Origin of the sequence: Qipengyuania sp. ABI-127-1 (genome assembly GCA_022953095.1) — a bacterium.
GTDB lineage: Bacteria > Pseudomonadota > Alphaproteobacteria > Sphingomonadales > Sphingomonadaceae > Qipengyuania.
In genome coordinates this window covers 537,046-562,073 of sequence record JALJCR010000001.1, presented here as the reverse complement: position 1 = coordinate 562,073, position 25,028 = coordinate 537,046, and the positions used below count along the sequence as shown (strand labels likewise).

Genomic DNA, 25,028 nt, shown 5'->3' with positions numbered 1-25,028 from the left:
TCATTTCGGCGCAGTCTCCATACCGGATAGTGTATTCCTGATAAAACCACGATAATCGTGCCGTGCGACATCGTGGCATAGATCGGCGTAACCAGATACGCTGGGGAAATTGATCAGTTGTCGGGGTTTGCCGGGAATATTGGCGCCCATGTACCACGATTCAGCCTTGGGGAAGAGCGTCATCGACCCTACTTGGGCGACCATATCGGTCCAGCTTCGCTCGGCCAGCGCATCGGCTTCGAAAAGGCCGATCCTGTTATCGCGCAGCCAGATCCGGAAATCGCAGATCCAGTCACCCTGGATTTCGGCGCTTGTCGGACCGTTGGAAAAGCCTGAAGGGCTGAGCGGGCCGTAGGCGAACAGCATGTTCGGAAATTGGGCGACGGCCATGCCCAGATAGGCTTTGATCTCACTCTTCCATGCTTCTGCCAGCGCCAGCCGACCGCGGCCGGTGATGTTCATGTCGATGAGCCCGCCACGACCGGCATCGAAGCCGGTCGCGAAGACAATGAGATCGCACGGGATCATGCCAGTGGCTGTTTCTATCCCGGCCTCGGTGACGCGAGTGATCGCGGTGTCGTTCAGATCGACCAGCGTAACATTGTCTTGTGCGAAGATCTCGTAATAATTCTGTTCGAGCGATGGTCGCTTGGTCCCGAAGGGATGTGGCGGCTCATCGGGAGCGAGCTTCTCGGCAATGGTCGGGTCGCAGATCCGCTCGCGCACCTTGTCACACCAGAACTCGTAGGCGTGGCGATTGGCGTCCTCGTTCGTCAGTATGTCAGCGAAATTATGATACCAGAAGCGCAACCCTCCTCGCTGCCACAAATCCTCGAAATGCGTAGTCCGCTCTTCCTCGGTCACAGCCAGGGCCGAGATGTCCAGCGATTGGCATTCGAAACCGCCACTTGTCGTAAGCCTTTTGTGGAAGACAGCGGGATATTCGGATTTTTCGCGAAGCTGACGATCAGCGTCCAGTTTTTCCTGCCGCATGGGAAGGGCGAGAATCGGGGTTCGCTGAAAAAGCGTCAGCTGCTCCGCGCAGCTTGCCGCCTCCTGCGCCACCTGTACGCCGCTGGCACCCGTGCCGATCAGGGCGATCCGGCGGCCGGAAAGGTCGATGCCTTCCTGCGGCCAGCGGGCGGTATGGCACCATTCGCCTTCGAAATCGCTAAGGCCCAGGATATCGGGAATGTAGGGTTTCGAGGCGAACCCCAGGGCCGGCAAGAGGAAACGCGCGCTTACTTTTCCGCCATCGTCGAGCTTCAATCGCCAGCAGGCGGTGTCTTCATCGAACGGCGCGCTTTCGACCCGTGTTTTCATTCGCATTGCCGGCCAGAGGTCGAGCGTATCGCAGACGTGGAGGAAATAGGCGCGCAGTTCTTCCCAGCCTGGAAATCGTTCGCTCCACGTCCAGCTTTTCCATACTTCCGCAATGGAAAATTCGTAAAGTGGAACCTGGGAATCGACCCGTGCTCCCGGATAGCGGTTCCAGTACCAGATTCCGCCCGGCTGCTCCGCTGCGTCTACCAGCAGAACATCGAACCCCGCCTGACGCAGCTTGTAAAGCAGGTATATTCCGCTGAACCCGGCCCCGACGATTACGACATCATAGTCAGGAGGGGGCGAATGGCTCACGAGGCCCCGGCACCCGCTTTCGCGATGTCTTTAGCCGTAGTATAATCCGCCTTGCCGTTTGACGCGCGCAAGGCGGTTTGCGTTGGGCAAATCGCCTTGGGCGTTTTGTAACCTGCCAGTTGCTGGCGCACGTGATCCTTGATCGCTTGCGCGTCGAAGTCCGCATCCTGGGTCAAATGCACCACAGCGGTCACCGCTTCGCCCCATTTTTCGTCAGGCACCCCGACGACAAGCGCGTCGGCAATGGCGGGATGGGTTTTGAGCACTTCCTCCACCTCCTCGGGGTAAACCTTTTCACCTGCGGTGTTGATGCAGACGCTGCCGCGGCCCAGCAAGGTCAGGCTTCCATCGGATTCCACCCGGCACCAGTCGCCCGGGATGGAGTAACGCACGCCATCGATCGTCCTGAAAGTCTTGGCCGACTTTTCCGGGTCCTTGTAGTATCCTGTGGGGATTGCGCCCTTGCGGGCAATAAAGCCGGGCACGCCGCTCCCCGCCTCGACCTTCCGGTCGTTCTCGTCGAATACGTCGCAAAATTCCCCGATCCCGAATTTCGCGGTGTTGGTGCCGCCCTGTGCGGTCGTCACCGACAAGCCGTAGCCCAGCCCTTCCGAAGCGCCAAAACTGTCCATGAGGATGACCTGGGGGATATGTTTGCACAGGCCCGCCTTTACCTGTTTACTCCACATGACGCCGGACGAGATGATCGAAATCAGGCTGCTCGTGTCCCAGCGCTTCGGGTGGGCGTCCAGCGCCTGCAGCATGGGTTTGGCAAAAGCGTCACCGACAATGGCGATGCTCTGCACCTTGTGCTGGTCCACCGCATCCCACAATTCTTCCGCGTCGAAGGATGGATCGGACAGCGTGACGATGGCCCCGCCCGACATGAGCGTGCCAATAGCAGTAATGAACCCGGTTCCATGCATCAGCGGGCACGCCGGCAAAGTGATGCGCGCAAGCTCGCCCTGCTTCACCAGGGCCACCATTTCCTCCATGGTCTGGGGAACCGGACCCAGCAGCTTTTGCGCGTCGAGCTGAGCCTTGCGCATATCATCGTGTCGCCACATCACGCCCTTGGGCATGCCGGTGGTACCGCCTGTATATATGAACAGCAGGTCATCCGGAGAACGCTCGATATCGAGAGGCGCGCCGTTACCTTCTACAAGTTTTTCGTAAGGAAGCGCGAAGGAAGCGATCTGCGAAGCATCGCCGATTTCTACAAATGTATGAACCTTGGTCAACCGTTCCTTCAGTTCAAGAATGCAGTCGCGGAACTCGGAACTGTAAACAATTACCTCGCTATCGGAATCGTCGAAGATGTAGAAAACCTCCTCGGGACGGTAACGATAATTGATGTTCACGTGCGTGAGGCGGCCCTTGAAGCACGCGGCCATCAATTCCCCGTATTCGGAACGGTTGCGCATGTAGAAGGCTATCTTCGCCCCGTCGCCTGCACCTTGCGCGCGCAGATTGCGCGCCAAATTGTTCGAACGCTTCGACATTTCGGGCCAGCTAATGATCCGGTCGCCGTGAATCAGCGCCGGAGCATCTTCCGGGACCGCAGGTTCGATTGCATCAAGGATGTCGCCAAGGTTCCAGTCGATCACGTATTAATTCCTCTCTCCTTGGTGGCCACGATTTTGTCGGTAGCGTGCGCCTAATTCATCGTCTCATGCGACCTGCGTCCACCCCTGCAAGGCCGCTGCTTCGGCCCGGACCGCTTCGGGACTTCCCAGAACCTGGCGGTCGAAACCGATTCGCTTGAACCAGAAATGCAGACCTAGGAGATCGGTAAAACCCATCCCCCCATGCACCTCGGTTGAGGTTCGGGCGACAAAACGGTGGACTTCGCCCGTATGTGATTTGGCATGGCATGCCACCAGCGAAGCCTCGTCGGGCGTCGCATCGAACGCATGGGCGGCATACCAGACCAGCGAACGGCATGGTTCATGGCGGGCAGCCATTTCCGCGCACATATGCTTGACCGCCTGGAAGCTGCCGATCACTCGTCCGAACTGTTCGCGCTGCCCGGCATAGTCGACCGCTTTTTCGATCATAGCCTGGCCCGCACCGAGGCTATCGGCGGCCAGGAGCACCCGGCCGGCGTCCCGCAGGCGCCTGACTGTGGCCCCACCATCGTCCGCGAGAGCCTCGCCCGCTACGCCAGAAAACCGCAGCTCCCCTACGCTCCGGGTGCGGTCGATCGTTTTGAGAGCAACCTTCTCCAGACCCGCAGCATCGCCAGCTACGAAGTGCATACGACCGGCGGTATCGGCTACCAGAAACGCGTCGGCTTCCAGGAAGTCGAGCGCGAACAAAGCCGTTCCGTCGAGCTTTGCGCCGTCGAAGTCCACGCCTGCCCGGTCCCGGATCTCCACCGTTTCCGCGATCGCGACGGCGATTTGCGCCTCGCCCTTCGCTATCCTCGGCAGCCAGTGCGCCTTCAACTCCTCGCTACCGCCCTGTGCCAGCGCAAGGGGTGCCAGTACATGGGCACCGATAAAAGGCACCGGCGCGACGGCATAGCCGAGCTGCTCGGCCACAGCGGCGGCATCGAGCATTGTCATCCCGAGCCCGTCATGTTGCTCGGGAACCATCATTCCCCAAATGCCGATTTCGCCCAGCGCCGAACGCACGTTGTCGCTGAAGGGAACCGAGCCCTCCGCGCATTCGCGCACATGATCGAGCGGACAAGTATCAGCAAGAGTGCGGCTGATCGCGTCGCAGAGCATCTCTTGGTCTTGCGAAAGTCCGAAATCCATCAGGCGGCTCCCTTATTCTGCCCGCTTGCAACGGCCGTCGCCTGTTCGACGGCGGGAGGCGTTGCGAACTTGGGTTCGCGCGGCATTTCCAGCCCGCGTTCGGCGATGATGTTCTTCTGGATCTGGGCGGTGCCTCCACCGATGATCAGACCAAGCTGGAACATGTAGTTCCACTGCCAGGCACCGTCTTCGCGCTCGCGCTCGCTTCCGTGATAGAGTATGCCCATCTCGCCCATTGCGTCGATCGCGAGCGCGGAAATCTGATGGGCGAGCTCACAGCTCTGCAGCTTCACGACAAGTTTCGCCATGCCGCCGGCATCCCCCCTAAGGCTGTTCGACAGGATGCGCATGCCGTTGAATTTCATCGCCGCGACTTCGGCTTGCAATGCAACCAGCCGGTCACGCAGAACGGCGTTGTCCATTGCGCAACCCTGGCCGATGCGTTCTTTTTGCATCAGCCTGACCAGCGCCTGGAGCCGGTTTTCCAGTGCATCGGGGTCGCCCAGCATGCCACGTTCATGGCCCAGTGTGGCATTGGCCACGTACCACCCCTGCCCGCGCTGCCCGACGATCTGATCCAGGGGAACCCGCACGTCGGTAAAGAACGTTTCATTGAACTCGGCATGACCGGTCATGGTCTTGAGTGGTCGGACCTCGATCCCTGGTGTGTCCATCGAGAAGATCAAGTAGGAGATGCCGCCGTGCTTGGGCGCGTCCGGTTCGGTCCGAACAAGGCAAAAGATCATGTCCGCCTGCTTGGCCGTGCTGGTCCAGATCTTCTGTCCGTTGATGACAAAGTCGCCATTTTCGACGCGGGCGCTGGTCTTGAGCGCGGCGAGGTCCGATCCCGCTCCAGGTTCCGAATATCCCTGACACCAGACTATCTCGCCATTTAGGGTCGGCTCGATCCATTGCCGTTTCTGGGCTTCGGTTCCGAGTTCCAGCAGCGTGGGAACGAGCATGGAAATGCCCTGGTTCGCAAGGCCTGCGGGGATGCCAGCGCGCGAAAATTCCTCGGCAATGATCCGCGATTTCAGGATGTCCGGTTCGGCTCCGTATCCGCCGTATTCCTTGGGAATCGTACGCGCCGTGTAACCATGCAGGATCAACAGCTTTTGCCATTCGACGGCTTCGGGGGAAGGGCGCGCGGCACGGCCTTGGCCATCGGGTGCGCGGTGACCGTGGGTTTGCAGGAACTGGCGCACTTCCTCGCGAAACGCGTCATACTGGGGTCCGTAGTCGAGATCCATCTTGGTCTATCCTTCTGCGCGCGCGATCGCGACGGGTCGGAATACTGGCAGGCGAAAATCTTCGGAGATCGGCTCGAAATCCAGCGTGACCGGCAGATCGAGCTCAAGCTCGTCGAGCGCGCAATCGACCAGCCGGGTTGCCATGCGCACTCCCTCCTCCAGTTCCACCACCGCAGCGATGAAGGGAATCTCGCCGGCGAAGGCGGGATGCAGTGCCTGATGGGTCACCGTCCAGGAAAACAGCGTGCCATTGCCGGTGCTACGCTCCCACGACCATTCAGGAGAACCGCATCGGGCGCACATATAGCGCGGCAAATGCCGAAAACTGCCGCATCCTTCGCACTGCTGGAAGTAAAGGTTGCCGTCCTGACACCGGTTCCAGAATTCCTGCTCCACCGGATCCTGCGGGCGCGGCTTTGGCTTGGCTGGTGCGGCCTGCGCCGAGGGGCGCATCTTGGGCGGCAGATCTTTCTCGTCGCTCACGCAAACCTCCTCAAAATCGCTATACTGCCGTCACCCAGATCGCCCCAGCCGGTCACCAGGCCGGTCTGGGCGCCTTCGACCTGCCGCTCCCCACAATCGTGGCGCAACTGACGCACCGCCTCGACGACATGGTTCAGTCCCCAAACATGGGCCTCGCTCAGCAGGCCGCCATGGGTGTTGACGGGATAGCGCCCGCCCAGCTCGATCTGGCCATTCGCGACGAACTCTGCCTGTCCACCTGGTTCGCAATAGCCCAGGGCCTCCAGCTGAAGGAGAACCACGTAGGTGAAGCAGTCGTAGATCTGCAGAAAATCCATGTCTTCGCGATCGACCCCCGCCATTTCGAACGCGCGCGGCGCGGCGTAGCTCAGGCCGATCTTGAAGGGGTCGGGACGCGAAGGGATATCGTCGGCGGGGTAAGGATGCCCTTCAGCCGCACCGGCGATGCTCACGGGAACATGCGGCATGTCCCTGGCGCGGTCTATTCGCGAAACCACGACTGCGCATGCCCCGTCAGTCTCCAGACAGCAATCGTAGAGGCGAAAGGGTTCGGATATCCAGCGCGCGGAATGGTAGGTTTCGGCATCCAGTTCCCGGCCATAAGTGAAGGCCTGCGGATTCATCTGCGCATGGCGACGGCACGCCAGTGCAACGGCCGCCATCGCTTCCGGGCCGATATCGTAAATTCGGGAGTGCCGGGTGGCGAGCCAGGCATACATCTGCACCGGCAGGAACACGCCATACGGAATGTAATAGCCTTGGATCGTATTCGTCAGGGTGTTCATGTTCATCGGCCGCGTCGGCGGTGCGCCAGGCTTGGGCCGCAAGGCGGAATAACCGTTCCACCCGAGCGTCACCAGCACATGGTCGCATAAGCCGCTGGCAATTGCCATCGCGGCGTTCTGGAGTGCCGTGGTAGGGCTCGCCCCGCCCATGTGGACCGTAGAGGCATAGCGCAGAACTTCGATACCGAGGTTAGCCGCCATCTCTTCCGAGGTGGTGTAGATCGGCGGAGGAACCATGCCGTCGATATCCGACGGCTTCAGCCCTGCATCTGCTATGGCTTTGCGCGATGCTTCCAGCATCATGTCGACCGCGGTTTTCTCGGTGCCTTTCACGAAAGCGGTTTCGCCCACTCCGGTGATGGCCGATTTGTCGCTTAAGCTCATGCCTGCCTGACCGCCTGGTAATCGCGTTCGAGCTGTTCGGAAAGAGCGCGCACCCTCTGATAGGTCTCCGGCGGACGCAGTCGCAACTCGCGGCGGACATCCTCCAACGGACGATCGAGATTTTCTTCCCAGTAGAAGGTGGTCAGATCGGCTGCAGCCCGGCCCCGGCGCCACGCTTCAAATGCAGCGCGCGCCACTGGCAACTGGGCAGCTTCCAGTTTCATCTTGGGAATGCCGACGCCCAAGATGAAAGCGATCCCGTGATTATAGAATTGCGCGTTTCCGAAGGACAGCACGCACAATTCGCCCAGTGCGTCCCTGCCGTATCCGGCGACGTCATGAAACAGGTCATGCGAATCGCGAAGGCGCCGACGATAGAGGGAAACATCGGGGTCGCCGAGGTCCTCCAGACCTCCGGCCTCGCTGGCTTCCGCCAGACCTTCTGCTGTCAGACCCTCCCCGTAAACAAAATCGAGGTAGGCTCGGCCAAGCGTGCCAGACGCACAGGTCGCAAGGCGTTTGCGATCGCACAAGGTTTCAAGTAGGTCGGCCCGGTCGGAAGCGATACGCCGCCCATCGCTCGACTTCATGAAGCGATTGAAATTCCGATAATAGGAATTGCCCGACAATGCCTTGACGATACGGAACACCTGCGCCGTATCCTCCTTGTCGGCAATCAACTGCCTCATTGCCCCAGCGCTCTGAGAGGCTCTACGGGGCGGCGCAATTCATGACCTTTGGCGTAAGCCATCTTCTTGCCTCCTGCGCTTCACTTGTAGATACCAGCGGACGCCAACGCCTTCTCGGCTCCATCGACCAGGTCGCGCATCACTTCGGCGGCAGGCCGGATCGAATCGATCAGGCCGATGCCTTGCCCCGCGAAGCCGGGGATGACATCCTTGCGCTCTGCCTTGATCCCGGAGGCCATGACCGGGCCGGAGATCATCGACTGATAGGGCATCGGCAGAGGCTCCTTTCCGGCCTGCACCCAGGCGTCGGCCCATTTGTTACGGATCATGCGCGCCGGTTTGCCGGTAAGCGATCGACTAACGACCGTATCGGCATCGCCGCTTTCGGTGATCGCCTCTTTCTGGAAGCGCTCGATGCCCGCTTCCTCGGTCGCGAGAAATGCCGTGCCGACCCACGCGCCCTCTGCCCCCAGCATCATCGCAGCGGCAACACCCCGGCCATCCGAGATACCGCCGGCCCCAAGGACAGGAACACGATCGCCAACGGCGTCGACCACCTGGGGAATCAAGGAAATAGTCCCGATCGGCGAGTTGTGACCTCCGCCATCGTGCCCTTGCGCGACGATCATGTCGATGCCCGACCCGACGACCTGTTCGGCGTGCTTGACCTTGCCGATCACCGCCATGACCTTGGTGCCATTGGCATGGAGCCGATCCATCCACGGTTCAGGATTGCCAAGGCCGGCAGCATAAACCGGCACCTTTTCCTCGATCACCACTTCCATCTGCGCCTCAAAGAATTCCTTCGAGAACAACTGCGGGCCGCCCTTGCCCATTTCAGGCGCGCCCGCCGCCCGCATGGCGGCGGCAGCATCGACCTCCGGAAGCTCTTCACGATCCATGAAGTCGCGCGCGAACTGCTGATATTCACCCATCAGATCCATGGGATTTTGGGGTGCAGCACCGCTTTGAGGGGCAGAGCCGCGCCTGACCGACGCGGGGAGCAGCGTATCGACACCGAAAGGTTTGTCGGTCAATTCCCGGGTCTGGCGAATCCAGTCACGCAACTGATCGGGCGAACACGCCGCGGCACCCAGGACCCCGAGCCCGCCGGCATTCGAAACCGCAGCCGCCAGCGCCGGAACGCTCGCTCCGCCCATCCCGGCAAGCAGGATCGGGTACCGGATCCCCAGCATTTCGCATATTCGGCTCTTCAACGCCATTCTTCCTCTCCAGCCACTTGCCTAAACGCACACTCAAACTATTGAAAATTCTACAGCTGCCCCCACCGCACCCGCTGCGAGACCAGCTCGGGGCTGCGCTCCGAAAGATAGACGGCAGAGCCGGCCACCAACCGGCTCATTGCTTGACGGGCCGCGGCGCTGTCGCCAGTCCGCACTGCCTCGAGCACCCGCACCAGAAACTTCATCTGCACCGCCCGTTCCTGTGCCGAATATCCCAGCGAATGGGAAAACTCGCGGGTCAACAGATGCATCGCAGAGGTCAGCAAACCGAACAGCGGATTGCCGCTCGCCCAACCCAACAAGTCGTGAAATCTGCGATTAAGTTCCTCGAATTGATCAGAGGCTTCATGATGCCTCAATTCCGCCAGACACCCTGCCAACGCGCTGAGATCAGCGGTAGTTGCACGCTGGGCTGCATACCCTGCGACATCGGGAGCAATTGCTTCGCGCAATTCAAGCAAACCACGCAAATCGGCTTCCATGAAATGCAGAATCAATGACAAACTGCTTGCAAAATCGCCGGTCTGCGGACGGGCTACGACGGGACCTCCACCACGGCCGAGCTGGAGATGGATGACCCCTTGCAATTCCAGGAACCGCAAAGCCTCCCGCAAAGTTGCGCGCGCAACCTCGTAACGCGCGAGCATTTCATCCTCGCGCGGAAGCCTGTCACCCGGGTTATGGCGACCCGCCTCGATGTCCCGCACGATGCTTTGCGCAAGAGAAAGGGCACGCTTGGCCTTCTTCACCGCTGACATCCGCCACTCATCAGCACACCCGCACCTCTCGAATAAAAAGTATAAGGATATTAGCAAACCTTCGTTGGATCGGCACACTATCCGATGGGATTGGTGTCTGCAAGGGACTAAAAGAGTATACGATTTATTGACTGCACGAGATGTCTCCCTTAAGGATGACTGAAGGCCGATCAGGCCTGAGATGTAGAAGGAATAGTTCTTATGGACAGCCAGATCGCCGAGCCGGATGCCGCGGCGAGGATCGCGTCAATTCCGATCGAGGAAATCGACGTGGCCCGGCCAAGCCTGTTTCAGAACGATACCATCGGTCTATTTTTTGACAGGTTGCGCGCCGAAGAACCTGTCCACTACTGCCGCGAGAGCTATGTCGGCCCTTACTGGTCCATTACCAAGTTCGACGACATCATGGCGGTGGACACCAATCATAAGGTCTTCTCTTCGGAAGCGAAGCTAGGCGGAATTGCAATCCAGGACATGCATTCGGTGGAAGGCGCGCTCGAACTTGAAATGTTCATAGCGATGGACCCGCCCAAGCACGATCAGCAGCGCAAGGCGGTGACTCCGGCAGTGGCTCCGTCCAACCTGCAACTGCTCGAGCCGATCATCCGCAAGCGCGCGGGAGAGATTCTCGATGAACTCCCGATTGGCGAAGATTTCGACTGGGTGGATAAGGTTGCGATCGAGTTGACGACGATGACGCTGGCAACCTTGTTTGATTTCCCTTGGGAGGAGCGGCGCAAGCTGACGCGCTGGTCCGATGTAGCAACTGCGGCACCTGAAACCGGGATCGTCGAATCCTACGAGGCGCGGCGCGAAGAACTCATCGGTTGCGCGATGTATTTCAAGACTCTGTGGGACGAACGGATAAACGAGGAGCCGAAGAACGACCTCATCTCGATGATGGCTCATTCTCCCGCCACGCGCGACATGCCGTTCCTCGAGTTTCTCGGCAATCTTATGCTGCTGATCGTCGGTGGAAACGACACAACACGCAATTCCATCAGCGGCGGCGTGCTCGCCTTGAACCAAAGCCCGGACGAGTACGCGAAACTCGACGCGGATCCTTCGCTCATTAGCAAAATGGTTCCGGAAATCATCCGTTGGCAGACCCCCCTCACTCATATGCGCCGCACCGCGCTGGAAGATTGGGAGATCGGCGGCAAACAGATCAAGAAGGGCGACAAGGTGGTGATGTGGTACCTGTCAGGCAACCGCGACGAGAGTGCTATCGAGCGCGCGGACCAGTTCATCATCGACCGCAAAAATCCGCGCCATCACCTCTCATTCGGCTATGGCATTCACCGCTGCATGGGAAACCGGCTCGCGGAACTGCAGCTGCGGATCATCTGGGAAGAAATTCACAAGCGCTTTTCCCGGGTCGAGGTTACAGGTGAACCAGAGCGTCTTTTTTCAAACCTCGTCCGCGGAATCACCAGGCTGCCGGTGCGGCTCCGCGCCCGCTGACTCTCGAGATCGAAATGCGGAGTTCAAGATGATCAAAATTACGTTCGTGGCTAGCGATGGTGAGCGACGGGAGGTCGAAATAGAAGAAGGCGAGACAGCCAGGGAAGCGGCGCTATACAATGACGTGCCGGGTATCGATGGCGATTGCGGAGGGGTATGTGCTTGCGCGACCTGTCATGTGCATGTCGATCCCGAATGGATCGACAAGGTGGGTCGGCTTATGCATGATGGAATGGAGGCCGACCTCTTGCAGTTCGCCGAAGGCACCACTGAATACAGTCGCCTTGCCTGTCAGATTCCGATGAAGCCGATGCTGGATGGATTGGTTCTTCACCTACCCGAACAACAATACTGACGGAGGGATCCTCGTCCCCGTAGCCTACATTCTTATCTGTCTTTCCTTGATTCTTCGAGAAAACACCCATGGCCACACAAATCGAGCCCGCAACCCAGACCGACGAAGACGCCTTCCGCGCGGAAGTGCAGCAGTTTCTGGCGGACAATTTTCCCGCCGAACTCAAGGGCCAGTCGAACGCGCTGGCCGGCGTGGACGGCCCCACCAATGAAACGCCGGCGCAGACCAAGTGGCGCGAAGCCGTGGGCGCGCGCGGCTGGGGCACCCCCACCTGGCCGAAGGAATACGGCGGCGGCGGCCTCACCAAGGCGCAGGCCAAGATCATCGACCAGGAATTCGCCAAGGCGGGTGCCTACAACCCGATCGGCGGCATGGGCGTCATGATGTTCGGCCCGACGCTGCTCGAATACGGCAACGAGGCACAGAAGCAGGAGCATATTCCGCCGATCTGCCGCGGCGAAATCCGCTGGTGCCAGGGCTATTCGGAACCCAATGCCGGCTCTGACCTCGCGAACCTCCAGACCTTTGCCGAGGACAAGGGCGACCACTACCTTGTCAACGGCCAGAAGACCTGGACCAGCGGCGGCCAATGGGCCGACAAGTGCTTTGCAATTGTACGAACCGACAAGAGCGACAAGCACAAGGGCATCAGCTTCATGCTGATCGACATGGACACGCCCGGCGTCGAAGTCCGCCCGATCACCATGATCAGCGGGACCAGCCCGTTCTGCGAAACCTTTTTCACCGACGTGAAGGTCCCGAAGGAAAACCTCGTCGGCGAGGAAGGCCAGGGCTGGACCATCGGCAAGCGCCTTCTGCAGCACGAGCGCACCAACATCTCGGGCGGCGGCAGCCTCGCCCGACTCATGGGCCAGAGCCTTGGCGATATCGCCAAGAAGTACCAGCCGACGGGCGCCGACGGCGAACTCGCCGATGCGGTGCTGCGCGACAAGATCGCTGATTTCGAAATCCGCTGGAACAGCTTCCTGCTCACCGCGCGCCGCGCGATGGAAGAGAGCAAGGCAGCTGGCGGCGTCTCCGAAATCAGCTCTGTGCTCAAGAAGCTCGGCACCAAGCTGAGCCAGGAACGCAGCGAATTGCTGATCGAAATCCGCGGGTTGCAGGGCCTCGGCTGGGAAGGCGACGGCTTTTCGGACGGCGAGCTCGGGGCCGTGCGCGCGTGGCTCTTCGGCAAGGCGACCACCATCTATGGCGGCTCGACCGAAATCCAGAACAACATCATCGCCAAGCGCGTGCTCGGCATGCTCGACCACCAGTAAGAGAGGGGAGCAAGGACAATGGCCGTTCTCAACGAAGAACAGGAAATGCTGCGAGATATGGCGCGCGAATGGACCGTCAACGAAAGCCCGGTCACCGAATTCCGCAAGGTCCGCGCCAGCGGCGAGCCCGAAGCCTTCAACCGCGACGCCTATGCGACGATGGCGCAGATGGGCTGGGCCGGGGTCATCATCCCCGAAGAGCATGGCGGGTCGGACTTCGGCTTCCTGTCCGCGGGCCTCGTCGTCGAGGAACTCGGCAAGACGCTCACCGCCAGCCCGCTGGTGATGAACACCGTCGCCGCCTCGGCGATCGTTCTTGGCGGCAGCGACGAGCAGAAGGCCAGGTGGCTGCCCAGGCTGGCGAGCGGCGAGGCCATCGCCACCCTCGCCGTCGACGAAGGGCCGAGCCACGATCCTGCGAAGATCGAGACCAGTGTGTCCGACGGCAAGCTGAGCGGCACCAAGGCCTTCGTCCATGAAGCGCATGGTGCGGACCTGTTCGTCGTCGCGGCGAAGGACGGGCTTTACCTGGTCGAGAAAGGCGACGGCGTCGCGCTCACCACCCGCAAGCTGACCGACCAGCGCAGCCATGCCGACGTCACCTTCGACGGCGCGGCGGCGGAGAAGCTCGCCAATGGCGGCGACAACCTGCTCGATGACGTGCTCGACCGCGCGCGCGTGCTCACCGCAGCCGAAATGCTCGGCATGGCGCAGCAAGTGTTCGACGACACGCTCGACTATCTGAAGCAGCGCGTGCAGTTCAACCAGGTGCTGGCGAGCTTCCAGGCGCTGCAACACCGCATGGCGGACCTCTTCGCCGATCTCGCCCAGATGCGCAGCGCGGTCGAGGCGGGCCTGCAAGCCGTCGATGCCGGCTTCGGCGTGGCGCGCGCGGCGACCATCGCCAAGGCGGAAGCCAACCGCGTTATGCACACCATGGCAAACGAGGGCATCCAGCTGCACGGCGGGATCGGCATGACCGATGAGTACGACGTCGGCTTCTATCTCAAGCGCGCCCGCGTGCTGGAGCAGAGCTTCGGTTCGTCGAGCTGGTTAAAGGACCGATTTTCCAAGCTTTCTGGCTACTAGAAACCTGCATGTAGTGACCTGCATGGCATTTTTGCCACATGCTTGTCGACAATGTGAAATAATCCGTCAATTCATCTACCAAGTCTTGAAATGAAACGCGCTTATCGGCATCGTTTCTAACATCGACTAGTGCCTAGGATGGGGCACATTCTTAGAGGAGAGGCACATGAAAAGATTTCCATCACGCCACCATTGCGCCCTTGGTGCATTGGCAGCGGCACTTGCCTTCACACCGACAGCCGCCTTCGCCCAGGATGTTGGCGAACCCGATGCGGATCTGGTTGAAGGGGCCGATGTCGAAGACCAAAACGTAATCATTGTTACCGCGCAAGGGCGATCGCAGGTCTTGGCGGATGTTCCAGTCGCCGTGTCAGCTGTTTCCGGAGAAACCCTCCAGAATTCGGGCGCCAGCGACATACGTGAGCTGAACCAGGTTGCACCGTCCCTGCTGGTGTCTTCCACCGGCAACGAAGCTAACGGTTCCGCGCGTATTCGCGGTATCGGCACGGTCGGCGACAACCCTGGTCTGGAAAGTTCGGTCGCGGTTTTTGTCGATGGAGTCTATCGCTCTCGTTCGGGAAGCGCCCTGAGTGAGCTCGGCCCTATCGACAGGGTCGAAATCCTTCGCGGTCCCCAAGGTACTCTGGGCGGGCGGAACTCATCGGCAGGCCTGATCAATATCTACACCGCACCGCCCGAGTTCGATTTCAGCGCATACGGGGCCTTCACTTATGGCAACTATGATGCGATCCGCGTCGAAGGTGGCATAAACGCTCCGCTTGGCGACACCGTAGCTGCGCGTGTGGACGGCGTGTATTTTGAGCGCGACGGCTTCTACAACGATATTACCAACGGCGGGACGATCAACAATCGCGATCGTTATCTGGTCCGCGGTCAGCTCCTGTTCGAACCCAATGACGACCTGTCCATTCGCCTTGTCGGGGATTATTCCAAAAAGGACGAAGCGTGCTGTGCCGCGACGTTCGTCCAGCCCGAGTTTGCTCCGCTTGCACGGATCAGCGCTGGATTTGATCCCTTTACGAGGCCATCGGATGGGGCCGCCCTGACGAGTACCGCAAATCCGATCGTTCCCGTGTTGCTTGCGCTTGGGCAGGATCCGCGTGCCCTCACCCAGGATACATTCAACCGCGACCTGTACCCTACGCCGGGCAGAAGCTATGAAGGCGAAACCGAAGACTACGGTATTTCGGCTGAGATCAATTGGGATTTCGGGAACGTCACGTTGACGTCTATCACGGGCTACCGTGAATATGCCAACAGCCAGGGATCTGACACCGATTACACTACTGTCGATATTCTCTACCGCGCTCCGACCGAGAATGCTCTTGCTCGAGACTTTGAAACATTCACTCAGGAACTGCGCCTTACCGGTGAGGCCTTCGATGGCAAACTCGATTGGTTGATCGGCGCGTATTACGCCAATGAAGAACTGCAGGTGCGTGACAATCTGCGGTTCGGCACCCAGTACGGCAATTTCGTAGCGTGCCGCATCGCTATCGCGATCAACCCGGCTTTGGTCAATCCGGGGGCTTCCAATTGCCTGGGTGCCAACGTGGCGGCATTGGACGGTACGCTGACCGGAAGCCCGGCATTCGGCGCTGCAACCCCGGCGATCCTCGCAGGTATCAACAACCTTGCAAGCATCAGCGATTTGGGAACGGTCAGCGAGGTCTACAATCAGACGAGTGAGAACTTCGCGTTCTTCACGCATAATATCTTTGCGATCACGGATACGCTCGATTTGACGCTGGGGCTTCGTTATACAAACGAAACCAAGGACTTCGACGCAACTTTCCGCAACGACAACACGGTTTGTCCGACAAACCGCAATCTGCTCGGAGGCTTTCTGGGTGTTCCGACTTTGGCACCTCTGGCCGGTGGTATCATCAGCCTTTCCTGCCAAGGCAATTCGACATCGGAGCTCGATGGAGTTTCTCTCGAAGACTCGCGCGAAGAAGAGGAGTTTACCGGCACGGCTATCCTGAGCTGGAAGCCAACTCCCGATCTGCTAGTCTACGGTTCGTATTCACGCGGCTACAAGGCGGGCGGTTTCAACCTCGACAGGTCTGCACTGTCAAATCCGCTTGCGTTCGATCCGGCCAATATCTCGGCAGCCGCGCTGCAGTTCGATGAAGAAACAGTCGATGCATATGAGATCGGCCTCAAATACTCGACACGCGAGTTCGGGGTTAGCATTGCAGGCTTCCGGCAAGAGTTCAGTAACTTCCAGTTGAACACGTTCAATGGGGCGTTCTACATTGTGCAGACGGTCAATAGTTGCGATAGCGATCTCGGCGGGGCCGACAGAGACGCAAGCGCGACAACCGGTGCATGCTCTTCCGATGAAGTTGCACCAGGTGTGATCGCTCAAGGTGTCGAGATCGAAACCTATCTACGGCCCGCTCGTGATTTGGATATTACCCTTGGCGTCACCTATTCTGATACGAGCTTTGAAGACAATCTTATCGGGGACGATACCGGGGCACCGCTCGACCCCGCACTACGCTTGCTGCCAGGCGACAACCTGTCGAATGCACCAGAGATCGTGGCAACATCGTCGCTTACGTGGACGCCGCCAATCGGCGACAGTGGGCTCGAAGGCCTGGTCTTCGTGAACGCTCGTATGGCTGGTGATTACAACACCGGCTCCGACCTGCTCTTCGGCAAGGAACAGGACAGCTTCGTCGTAGTGAACGGGCGTGTGGGTCTGACCAATATTGCGGATCGCTTCGCGATCGAGGGATGGGTCAATAATTTGTTTGACGTTGGGTATACGCAGGTGGCCTTCAACACGCCTTTCGTGGCTCCGCAACAAACGTTCTCCGCTTTTCTTGCGGAACCGCGGACTTACGGCATCACCGTGCGCGGCAAGTTTTAAACTTACTCGCTAATTGCAAGAGGGTTCGGCGCTTCGCTGTGTCGAGCCCTCTTTTTCGAACTTTTATTTGCTCACGACTAGGTGGCGTCCGAACAAAAGTTCCGTGTGCTCAATATCGTCGATGATGTGATAGGGAGAGGCCGGCAGCGGTGTTCGCTGCATGAATCCCTCTTCGCTGGGCTACCAGCCGCCGGCCCCACAAACAATCTTGCCTCGTCCTGCCATGCTGCCTTACGCTGCGCTCCAGGCCGCCCAGCAGGGCGACCCCAACCGCCGGAACTCTAACTTAACCGGTGGACCACCCTGATGGGGCAGGTCAGGTGGAAGACTACAACCGAGAGAGACCGCCCTCATCCCTTGGCTACGCGACACCGGCGGCGTTCGCCGCCGAACTAGATAAGCAATGGCCTGCTTCGCCACGCCCTACGGGCTCCGCTGCGCAGCCCATTGCTTCAACCGCGCTCATACGCATCAACGCAGCTCGGCTCTAATCCCGGCTGGGGGGAAGATCAGGGGGTCACGTCACTCATTGGAAGGCGGCTATCGCGACGCAATTCGCTCTGAAAGTCGTGGGACTATTTTGCAGGTCTTCGAGGAACAGACCTGCTAATTTTCGCCCTGCAGTTAGTTCCATTAGGATAACGCTGTTAGCATACGTAGGCACCGCGGCCGCTAGCCAAAAGGTTGCCAGTAGGACCGTATACACGTGTTTCAGCGACCGAGATATTTTTACCGATCTTGATTATTTTGCCCGATGCTACGAGTGGTCCCGAGGTTGCCGGGCGGTGGTAGTCGACCCTCAGATCGGCGGTCGCCTTGGCCCCTGTACCTTGCGACAATAAGGTGTAGAGCCCGGTTAAATCGATCAGAGAGGCGAGCACGCCGCCATGCGCTGAACCGATTGCCGGGTTTGACACGATCTCGTCGCGCCAAGGCATCTCCAGTTCAAGCTGCTCGTTCGAGCATGACCGTAAAGTGAGGCCAAGCCACCGGTGAAACGGGGCAATCTGCAGGATCTCTTCGAGGCGCTTAGGATCGATCCTTGTCAGATTATCGGTCATGTAACGGCTCCCTGCGGACTGTGATTACGCTTGAGAAAATCGAGTATCGCTGCCGAAAAGGCATCGTTGGCATCGCCAACCACCATATGTGTTGCCTCTGCGATGTCGGTGTATTCAGCGTGTGGAACAAGTTCGAGCAATTGCGCGACCGCGTCTTCGGAAACCAGATCGCTCGATCCGCCGCGAATAATATGCAATGGCAGCGAAAGCCTGCTGGCTGCATCGTTCAGCGCATCAAACTGGCGTTCCTGATGAGCCGGATCGCTTCGCTTGGCTAGTGTGATGTTGCGGATAAAGGCCGGATCCCAATGCCAGTAGTAGCGGCCGTCTTCCTTCTCTCGCAGATAGCGCCGTAAGCCCTTGCCGGCTCCGCGCTTGCGGCGATGTGGCATGTAGCGCGCGATGACCTCTGCCGCTTCGTCCGGTGAAGAGAAACCGGTCTCCACGTGCTCCTCCATAAAGCCGACTACGCGCATAACGCCCCCCGTCTCCATACGCGGCGCGATGTCGACGAGAGTGAGCGACGCGAAGCGGCCCGGCGCAAGGTGTCCTTCGGCGATCAGTCCGGCCAACCCGCCAAGGGAGGCCCCGACGAGCGCTGGCTTGCGGTCCATTTTTGAAGCGATCGCAACGAGATCTGAAGCGAAGTCGCGCGTTTCGTAAGCGCCCTCGGCAGACCATTCGCTGTCGCCATGACCGCGCATATCAATTGCGATCGGACGAAATCCCGCATTGGCGAGATCGGCTGTGACACGTTTCCATGCGTGACGGGTCTGGCCGCCCCCATGCGCGAGCAAGACCGGTAAAGCATCGGCATTTCCGGTCGCTTCGGCTGCTATGGAGATGCCACCATTTCCCCCGATATGGAAAGTTTGCGACTGCATACCGCAACCTCATATTGTAAATCGATTTACAGTAAACGGCTTTATTTCCTGATCCGCTATGGTAGGTTGCCCTAGATGGCTGCCATGACGGGCTATGACGCGGATACAAAGGGGGGCAAGTTCCCTCACCGATACCGATCGGCTGTTCTTTCTTATGGAGGAAGTGACCCGGCGTTTGCGCAGGACCGCCGATTCTTCGGTTGAACAATTCGGGCTCACGCGGACGCAATGGAGTATATTGGCTTATCTTTCGGAGCCCAGGCATGACCCAGACAGAGCTGGCTCGGGAACTGAAGCTAGAGCGCGCTAGCATCGGCCAGACTATTGATCGCCTGGAAGAACTTGAGCTGGTGGAAAGACGCAGGCGCGAAGAACGACAGGCGCGTTTGGCGGGTTCATTTACGCCCTGCCGCAATCGAGCTACTTCCCAAGATGCGAGTAGAAGCTGATGCAATGTATGCTCGCTTGCTCGGGGGGATCCGTTTTGGGGAACTGGAGCGCTTACGCGGATCGCTGGCTAGGATGCATGACAATCTGGGCAGCGAGCCATAATCACTCGAAATCGAGCCCATGCCCCGCGTTCACGCCCGCGTTTGCCCTTCAGGGGGTCTGATGCTCAGATGAGGGACGCCGAGCGCATGCGATCATAACATCCCGGCAGTCGTGGCAGGCGAGGTGGCCGGAGCCCCCGCACTCACCCAGCGCCGTTCGGTTCCTTATCAGCTTGAGCGACCATCGGATTCAGTTTCTGCTGTAGCGTGAAATCAGCGAGTGTTTGCATGGCGGCACTGCTAGCGAATATGGTTGACGCTGAGCTTGAACACGCCAGGCATGCGCGAGCCTTCCAAGATAGCGCTATGGATAAGCATATGCCGAAAGATGAGATACGTGATTACGCCCCCAACGAAAAGGATGACATCCTTTATTTGCTAGAAGAGGTGAACAGGACCGCTCGGCGGACCTTCGACGCTCTGATCGTGGGGCTCGACCTCAATCAAACACAATGGCGGATCATCGCGTCCTTGTTGCGAGAACCTACGCTAACACAGACCGAGATTTCTCGCCTGCTCGAGCTTGAATCGGCGACGATAGGACAGGCTGTCGCAGTTTTGGTTGAAAAAGGTTTGATCGAGCGAGAGCGGGCGGCGCACGATCGAAGGGTTTGGAACCTCCACCTCACCGAGCAAGTAAGAACCATCTGGCCGGAACTGCGCGAAGCGGCTGATCGACTCCACGAAATTCTCTGGAAGGGAATGTCTGCGCCTCAAATCGACCTCCTGCGTACGATGCTTCGAAAAGTTGCGGAGAATCAGAAGCAGGCTGACACTTGCGAAGAAAGCCGATGAAGCATGATCTGGAAAACAGTGTCGGTGAACTGACGCGGCTAGCAGAACTCGGTCAGATTTTCGCCCGGCACGGTCTGAAAAATCTCGGAAGCTTGCTTGGCTTTATGCCGGTTTCGGAGAATGAGCCAGATACCGAGGACTTGCGTCCTGCATCGGTGGTGGCGCTGTTGCGCGATGTCGGCCCTGTCGGAATAAAGCTTGGCCAGCTCCTGGCGACCAGAAGCGATCTGTTTACACAACCCTGGATTTCCGCGTTCGGCACTCTCCACGACCAGGTGGAACCGCTGCCGTTCGATAAGATCGAACCGGTGATTGTATCGGCTTGGGGCAGCGACTGGGAACGTGAATTCGCCGCTTTCGAGAGAAACCCGATCGCCTCAGCCTCTATCGCGCAGACTTATGTCGCAACCCTGCTGGACGGAAGCGAGACTATCGTGAAAATCCGCCGACCCGGCATGGCGTCCAGGATCGAGGCGGACATGAGGCTGTTGACACGGCTCGCGGGCCTCGCCGAGCGTCGGTCAAGCGACATTGCTCGCTATCGACCCGTGGAATTCCTTCAGACATTCGCCAAGAATTTAGCGCGGGAGATGGACCTGGCGGCAGAAGCACGTGCCTGTGAAAGGATTGGCGGTTATCTGGAGATGCTTGGGGTGAAGACGCCCGCGATCCACTGGGAACTCACAGGCTTGACGATCAATGTGCAGGAAGCCCTGGGCGGAAAGCCCGCGTCGCGGCACCCGGCAACTGATCCGGCAGGGAATGCCCAGTTCGCGAAGCGCTATGCCGATGCAGTGCTACGGATGATCCTTCTCAATGGAGAGTTTCATGGCGACCCGCATCCCGGCAACGTCTTCTGGATGGAAGGGAACCAGGTAGGCTTCATCGATTTCGGCTCGGTCGGCTTTCTCAGCGGCGCGCGGCGTCAGGAAATCGTCCGACTGATTTTCGCTATCGCGAACGGACAGATAGACAAGGTGGCCGATCTGCTGCTCGACTGGGCAGGCAATCCACTCGTGGATCGCGCGCAATTGGTGATGGACCTGGATGAGCTGATCGCGGAATTTAGCGGCACAGCTCTTGCCGGGATAGAATTCGCGGCAATTTTCGATCGGGTTTTCGGATTGTTGCGCGATTATCGCCTCGTATTGCCGCCCGACCTCGCTATTTTGCTGCGCACCCTGCTGACCGCAGAGGGCTTCGTTCGCTCTTTGGCGCCGGACTACAATATCGCCGAAGAAACGAAGCCGATCGTGATGCAATTGTTTGCCGAGCGATTTTCGATCGGAGCCGCGCGGGATCATTTGGCCAAGGTCCGCAGTGGCCTGCTTGATTTCTCGGCATCGCTGCCCGAGCTAATCGATAACGTTGCCTCGGTCGCTCGATCAGGTACGATTCAGGTATCCATCGACCCAGCCAGTCTGAACCATCTGACGCGGGAAGAGGACCGCAGCACCCCCGTCAAGGGTCCGGTGGTGGCAGCGTTGATCATCTCTGCCGCATTGCTGGCCGACCAATCGTTGTTACTGGCAGGAATTGTTCTGGCTTTCGCGGGAATAGCACTCATTCCTAGATGGAACTGATAAGACCACACACAATGAACGCTTAGACCACGGCCGCCCGGCACCGATATTGGCTACATCAAGGGAGAAGAGTGGAAATGACCGAACAGAAACCTGCCGAAGCGGTGCCTGCCGCCACCATGCTGCTGACCTGCCCCATCAGGGTGGTCCACCGGTTAAGTTAGAGTTCCGGCGGTTGGGGTCGCCCTGCTGGGCGGCCTGGAGCGCAGCGTAAGGCAGCATGGCAGGACGAGGCAAGATCGTTTGTGGGGCCGGCGGCTGGTAGCCCAGCGAAGAGTGTGGCCGGACGGTGTTGTAGTGGATACGCCAGCGCTCGATCAGGATGATTGCCTCCTTCAGAGTGTAGAAGATCTCCCCGTTGAGAAGCTCATCCCTGAGCTTGCCGTTGAAGGATTCGTTGTAGCCATTCTCCCATGGTGATCCGGGTTCGATGTAGAGAGTCTTCACACCAATCCGCCAGAGCCAGTCGCGCACGGCATGAGAAGTGAACTCAGCGCCATAGCACATTGGAAAGCTGCCTATCGAAGGCAGTGCTCGCCTTGATGGAGACAAGGGCGCGTAGCGCCCGCAGGCTTCATCAAGGCGGTCATGACCGGTCATCAGGTCTCTAAAGTGAAGTTGTCGACTCAACACTTTGGAGACAGACCGACCATGACCAAGCTCAGTTCTACACCCGCCGATGCCGTGCTGGTAGCCATCGATATGTCCAAGCACCGCCAGGAGGTACTCATCGAACGCCCGGAGGGCGGGCGGCGACGGCGTATGACAGTGATGGCGACGAAGACCGATTACGACCGCCTTGCGTCCGATCTGGCTGATATTGGCAGACCGATTGTCGTCGGCTTCGAGGCGACCGGTAACTATCACCGCACCTTGGCGCACCGCTTGCTCACAGCAGGATTCGAGCTGCGCCTGATCTCCTCCGTGGCCCTGGCCCGGACCCGAGAGGCTCTACATAATGGCTGGGACAAGAACGACTCCAAGGACGCGCAGGTGATCCTGCATATGCTGCGGATTGGCGCCACCCAGCGGTACGTCGATCCGCTTGCCGCCGGGATTAACGATCTGCAGGAGATGTCGAAGACACACGAGGCCATCTCCAAGGCCAAGACCCAGACCTGGCACCGGATCCTGACCCATTACCTGCCGCTCTACTTCCCAGAGATCGAGCGCTTCGCCGGCAACAGCAGGTCTGATTGGTTTCTTGCCTTGCTCGAGCGGTTTCCGACGCCCGCGAGCATGACAGCGCTTGGCCAGGAAGCATTCACGAGCGAGGCGTGGTCACTGGTCGGCCGCAAGGTCTCCAAGGCTCGATTAATCAACGATATTTACGAGACCGCCTGCGCATCGGTCGCACTGCCGGTCGACGAGGATTCCGTGGCGATTGTCATGTTTCGCATGGTCATCGCGCAAGCGCGCAGTCTGATCCGCCAACGCGACGAGATCGAGCGAACCGCCCATGCCATGCTCAGCGAGAACCGTGACTACCAGCTGCTTCGTATGATCCCTGGCATCGGTCCCATCAACGCGCTGACCATCCTCGCCGAGGCCGGGGACCTTCGACGGTTTGCCCACCATCGCCAGTTCCTCAAGTTCTGCGGGCTCGATCTGGCCACCTGCCAGTCCGGCACATTCCGCGGTCGGACCAAGCTTTCCAAGTATGGCAATGCTCGGTTGCGCCGCACTTTCTGGATGGCCGCACAAGTTGCCGCTCGCCAACGCGACAACAGCTTTCGCGATAAGCTGGGTCGATACATGGAAGGACACGCCAGCGACCCTGATCGCCGCCGCAAGGCAATGACTGCACTCACCGCCAAGATGGCGCGCGTCGCGCACGCCGTCATCAAGACGGGAACCGAGTACCGCCCGTTCCTTGAACGGGCGGACACCAGATGGAAGGACCCCTCTCTGCTGTGCCGTGAGGGCGCAACTGCGACCCTGTAGATAATGTTCGGGCCTTCCATCTGGCATCCGCATCTCATTTTAAGGACGGTTAGGACCACGACCGATGCGGCCGCTGGATCCTGTGTTTGCTATGGCCGAGAGCGCATTCCTTGACGATGGAAGCCATCTGGATCAAAAAGAAATTAGCGCCGATCATGATCGGCGCAACGAGACCTGCTGGCCTTTTCCCACAGCTGCTTCCCGACCTAGGACGTTATCGCTACGGATGTGATCAGGCGGACCATGGCGTTGGAACAGCTCGGTCAGCACGGCCAGGACATCATCGCTCTTGAGCTTGCGCTGGACATGGATCGCCAGGCACTGGCGGCTGTACTCGTCGATCACGGTAAGCATGCGGAAGGCCTTGCCGTCATGGGTGCGATCCATGACGAAGTCGTAGCTCCACACATGGCCACTATATTGCGGACGCAGCCTCACGCATGATCCATCGTTGAACCACAGACGCCCGCGCTTTGGCTGTCTCTGCGGAACCTTGAGCCCTTCACGGCGCCAGATCCGCTCGACCCGCTTGGCGTTCACCAACCAACTTTCATTGCGCAGCAGCGCCGTGATCCGGCGATAGCCGTAGCGACCATATTGCTGGGCCAGCCGGATGATTGCAGCTGTCAGCGGCTTCTCGTCGGCTGGTGGTGCGGGCAGCTTGCGCTGGGTCGAGCGGTGCTGGGCAACGACCCGGCAGGCACGGCGCTGGCAGATATCCAATGCCTCCTGCACATGGTCGATGGCCAGCCGACGCCGTGAAGGGCTCAGTACTTTCCCTCGACAACCTCCTTCAGGATCAGCGCATCGAGCGTAAGATCAGACACCGCCTTCCTGAGCCGCTGGTTCTCCTTCTTGAGATCCTTCAATCGCCGAGCCTGGCTGACCTTCAGCCCACCGTACTCGCGTCGCCAGCGATAGTAACTCTGCTCCGAAATCCCCAGCGATCGGCTGATCTCCCCGATCTTCTCTCCGTGCGAGAGCCGAACTTCGGCCTCACGCAGTATCCCGATAATCTGTTCCGGCGTGTATCTCTTCCGTGCCATTCATCAGCCCCTTTCAAGCCGTAAATAGCCGAAATCCTAACTCTCAAAACGGACCACTTTTCGGGGGGAAGGTCACCTCTGGCC

General features: G+C 59.3%; 19 protein-coding genes and 4 pseudogenes. 10 read left to right on the top strand and 13 right to left on the bottom strand.

The window, feature by feature from the left end; all coding sequences use genetic code 11:
- The 9 genes from MUY37_RS02685 to MUY37_RS02645 form a co-directional block, all read right to left on the bottom strand.
- Entirely contained in the window at positions 1-1,638 is a 1,638-nt protein-coding gene (locus tag MUY37_RS02685) for a flavin-containing monooxygenase (RefSeq protein WP_063506924.1), read from the bottom strand.
- Positions 1,635-3,245: an acyl-CoA synthetase gene (locus MUY37_RS02680; protein ID WP_006834182.1), complete on the bottom strand. Its 1,611-nt coding sequence runs from the start codon at positions 3,243-3,245 to the stop codon at positions 1,635-1,637. Before MUY37_RS02680 ends, MUY37_RS02685 begins: the two co-directional genes overlap by 4 nt.
- A gap of 63 nt (positions 3,246-3,308) precedes the next feature.
- Positions 3,309-4,400, bottom strand: a complete 1,092-nt coding sequence (locus tag MUY37_RS02675) for an acyl-CoA dehydrogenase family protein (RefSeq protein ID WP_050599567.1) — start codon at positions 4,398-4,400, stop codon at positions 3,309-3,311.
- Complete coding sequence (locus tag MUY37_RS02670) at positions 4,400-5,650, bottom strand: acyl-CoA dehydrogenase family protein (RefSeq protein ID WP_063506922.1); 1,251 nt, start codon at positions 5,648-5,650, stop codon at positions 4,400-4,402. Before MUY37_RS02670 ends, MUY37_RS02675 begins: the two co-directional genes overlap by 1 nt.
- Before the next feature lie 6 nt (positions 5,651-5,656).
- Entirely contained in the window at positions 5,657-6,133 is a 477-nt protein-coding gene (locus MUY37_RS02665; protein WP_006834185.1) for a Zn-ribbon domain-containing OB-fold protein, read from the bottom strand.
- The gene (locus tag MUY37_RS02660) at positions 6,130-7,302 is read right to left on the bottom strand and encodes a thiolase C-terminal domain-containing protein (protein ID WP_006834186.1); all 1,173 of its coding nucleotides are present in this window, start codon (positions 7,300-7,302) and stop codon (positions 6,130-6,132) included. Before MUY37_RS02660 ends, MUY37_RS02665 begins: the two co-directional genes overlap by 4 nt.
- Positions 7,299-7,991, bottom strand: coding sequence for a Coq4 family protein (locus MUY37_RS02655; RefSeq protein WP_006834187.1), 693 nt, complete (start codon positions 7,989-7,991; stop codon positions 7,299-7,301). Before MUY37_RS02655 ends, MUY37_RS02660 begins: the two co-directional genes overlap by 4 nt.
- A gap of 80 nt (positions 7,992-8,071) precedes the next feature.
- Positions 8,072-9,214 (bottom strand): NAD(P)H-dependent flavin oxidoreductase, encoded by a 1,143-nt coding sequence (locus MUY37_RS02650; RefSeq protein WP_006834188.1) that lies wholly within the window; start codon positions 9,212-9,214, stop codon positions 8,072-8,074.
- A gap of 50 nt (positions 9,215-9,264) precedes the next feature.
- Positions 9,265-9,993, bottom strand: coding sequence for a FadR/GntR family transcriptional regulator (locus MUY37_RS02645; protein WP_006834189.1), 729 nt, complete (start codon positions 9,991-9,993; stop codon positions 9,265-9,267).
- A 201-nt stretch (positions 9,994-10,194) separates the two neighbouring features.
- On the opposite strand from MUY37_RS02645, the gene MUY37_RS02640 reads away from it, so the two are divergent.
- From MUY37_RS02640 to MUY37_RS02615, 6 genes and pseudogenes are all read left to right on the top strand, one after another.
- A complete protein-coding gene (locus MUY37_RS02640; protein ID WP_006834190.1) occupies positions 10,195-11,457 on the top strand; it encodes a cytochrome P450 in 1,263 nt (420 codons plus the stop codon).
- A 28-nt stretch (positions 11,458-11,485) separates the two neighbouring features.
- Positions 11,486-11,812, top strand: a complete 327-nt coding sequence (locus MUY37_RS02635; protein ID WP_006834191.1) for a 2Fe-2S iron-sulfur cluster-binding protein — start codon at positions 11,486-11,488, stop codon at positions 11,810-11,812.
- 68 nt (positions 11,813-11,880) lie between these two features.
- Positions 11,881-13,092: an acyl-CoA dehydrogenase family protein gene (locus MUY37_RS02630; RefSeq protein WP_006834192.1), complete on the top strand. Its 1,212-nt coding sequence runs from the start codon at positions 11,881-11,883 to the stop codon at positions 13,090-13,092.
- A gap of 18 nt (positions 13,093-13,110) precedes the next feature.
- Complete coding sequence (locus tag MUY37_RS02625; RefSeq protein ID WP_006834193.1) at positions 13,111-14,181, top strand: acyl-CoA dehydrogenase family protein; 1,071 nt, start codon at positions 13,111-13,113, stop codon at positions 14,179-14,181.
- Positions 14,182-14,347: 166 nt separating this feature from the next.
- Positions 14,348-17,080: a TonB-dependent receptor gene (locus MUY37_RS02620; protein ID WP_034922553.1), complete on the top strand. Its 2,733-nt coding sequence runs from the start codon at positions 14,348-14,350 to the stop codon at positions 17,078-17,080.
- 311 nt (positions 17,081-17,391) lie between these two features.
- Positions 17,392-17,571 (top strand): annotated as a pseudogene (locus MUY37_RS02615) (IS3 family transposase); the annotation flags it as partial.
- 156 nt (positions 17,572-17,727) lie between these two features.
- Here MUY37_RS02615 and MUY37_RS02610 read toward each other — a convergent pair.
- Together MUY37_RS02610 and MUY37_RS02605 are read right to left on the bottom strand one after the other, a co-directional pair.
- Positions 17,728-18,141, bottom strand: coding sequence for a hotdog fold thioesterase (locus MUY37_RS02610; RefSeq protein WP_006834195.1), 414 nt, complete (start codon positions 18,139-18,141; stop codon positions 17,728-17,730).
- Positions 18,138-19,025 carry an alpha/beta fold hydrolase gene (locus tag MUY37_RS02605; protein ID WP_006834196.1) on the bottom strand — a complete coding sequence of 296 codons (888 nt, stop codon included), beginning with the start codon at positions 19,023-19,025 and terminating at the stop codon, positions 18,138-18,140. Before MUY37_RS02605 ends, MUY37_RS02610 begins: the two co-directional genes overlap by 4 nt.
- A gap of 263 nt (positions 19,026-19,288) precedes the next feature.
- Between MUY37_RS02605 and MUY37_RS02600 the strand changes: the two genes are divergently transcribed.
- The 3 genes from MUY37_RS02600 to MUY37_RS02590 all read left to right on the top strand — a co-directional run bounded on the left by MUY37_RS02600 (position 19,289) and on the right by MUY37_RS02590 (position 21,954).
- Positions 19,289-19,474 carry a MarR family transcriptional regulator gene (locus MUY37_RS02600; protein ID WP_228135198.1) on the top strand — a complete coding sequence of 62 codons (186 nt, stop codon included), beginning with the start codon at positions 19,289-19,291 and terminating at the stop codon, positions 19,472-19,474.
- Positions 19,475-19,804: 330 nt separating this feature from the next.
- Positions 19,805-20,371 carry a MarR family winged helix-turn-helix transcriptional regulator gene (locus tag MUY37_RS02595; protein ID WP_006834198.1) on the top strand — a complete coding sequence of 189 codons (567 nt, stop codon included), beginning with the start codon at positions 19,805-19,807 and terminating at the stop codon, positions 20,369-20,371.
- Positions 20,368-21,954, top strand: coding sequence for an ABC1 kinase family protein (locus tag MUY37_RS02590; RefSeq protein WP_006834199.1), 1,587 nt, complete (start codon positions 20,368-20,370; stop codon positions 21,952-21,954). Before MUY37_RS02595 ends, MUY37_RS02590 begins: the two co-directional genes overlap by 4 nt.
- Before the next feature lie 138 nt (positions 21,955-22,092).
- Here the strand turns inward: MUY37_RS02590 and MUY37_RS02585 are convergent.
- Positions 22,093-22,452, bottom strand: a pseudogene (locus MUY37_RS02585) (integrase core domain-containing protein); the annotation flags it as partial.
- Between the two features lie 153 nt (positions 22,453-22,605).
- Here MUY37_RS02585 and MUY37_RS02580 point away from each other — a divergent pair.
- A pseudogene (locus tag MUY37_RS02580) lies at positions 22,606-23,902 on the top strand (IS110 family RNA-guided transposase).
- A gap of 209 nt (positions 23,903-24,111) precedes the next feature.
- On the opposite strand, the pseudogene MUY37_RS02575 reads toward MUY37_RS02580, so the two are convergent.
- A pseudogene (locus MUY37_RS02575) lies at positions 24,112-24,944 on the bottom strand (IS3 family transposase); the annotation flags it as partial.
- Positions 24,945-25,028 lie beyond the last annotated feature (84 nt).

Excerpts from the sequence above, each read along its gene's own strand:
- MUY37_RS02660 (WP_006834186.1), bottom strand. The coding sequence starts at position 7,302 with ATGAGCTTAAGCGACAAATCGGCCATCACCGGAGTGGGCGAAACCGCT.
- MUY37_RS02630 (WP_006834192.1), top strand. The coding sequence starts at position 11,881 with ATGGCCACACAAATCGAGCCCGCAACCCAGACCGACGAAGACGCCTTC.
- MUY37_RS02605 (WP_006834196.1), bottom strand. The coding sequence starts at position 19,025 with ATGCAGTCGCAAACTTTCCATATCGGGGGAAATGGTGGCATCTCCATA.
- MUY37_RS02620 (WP_034922553.1), top strand. The coding sequence starts at position 14,348 with ATGAAAAGATTTCCATCACGCCACCATTGCGCCCTTGGTGCATTGGCA.
- MUY37_RS02610 (WP_006834195.1), bottom strand. The coding sequence starts at position 18,141 with ATGACCGATAATCTGACAAGGATCGATCCTAAGCGCCTCGAAGAGATC.
- MUY37_RS02675 (WP_050599567.1), bottom strand. The coding sequence starts at position 4,400 with ATGGATTTCGGACTTTCGCAAGACCAAGAGATGCTCTGCGACGCGATC.
- MUY37_RS02590 (WP_006834199.1), top strand. The coding sequence starts at position 20,368 with ATGAAGCATGATCTGGAAAACAGTGTCGGTGAACTGACGCGGCTAGCA.
- MUY37_RS02645 (WP_006834189.1), bottom strand. The coding sequence starts at position 9,993 with ATGTCAGCGGTGAAGAAGGCCAAGCGTGCCCTTTCTCTTGCGCAAAGC.
- MUY37_RS02670 (WP_063506922.1), bottom strand. The coding sequence starts at position 5,650 with ATGGATCTCGACTACGGACCCCAGTATGACGCGTTTCGCGAGGAAGTG.
- MUY37_RS02655 (WP_006834187.1), bottom strand. The coding sequence starts at position 7,991 with ATGAGGCAGTTGATTGCCGACAAGGAGGATACGGCGCAGGTGTTCCGT.
- MUY37_RS02635 (WP_006834191.1), top strand. The coding sequence starts at position 11,486 with ATGATCAAAATTACGTTCGTGGCTAGCGATGGTGAGCGACGGGAGGTC.
- MUY37_RS02625 (WP_006834193.1), top strand. The coding sequence starts at position 13,111 with ATGGCCGTTCTCAACGAAGAACAGGAAATGCTGCGAGATATGGCGCGC.
- MUY37_RS02595 (WP_006834198.1), top strand. The coding sequence starts at position 19,805 with ATGGCGGCACTGCTAGCGAATATGGTTGACGCTGAGCTTGAACACGCC.
- MUY37_RS02600 (WP_228135198.1), top strand. The coding sequence starts at position 19,289 with ATGACCCAGACAGAGCTGGCTCGGGAACTGAAGCTAGAGCGCGCTAGC.
- MUY37_RS02650 (WP_006834188.1), bottom strand. The coding sequence starts at position 9,214 with ATGGCGTTGAAGAGCCGAATATGCGAAATGCTGGGGATCCGGTACCCG.
- MUY37_RS02640 (WP_006834190.1), top strand. The coding sequence starts at position 10,195 with ATGGACAGCCAGATCGCCGAGCCGGATGCCGCGGCGAGGATCGCGTCA.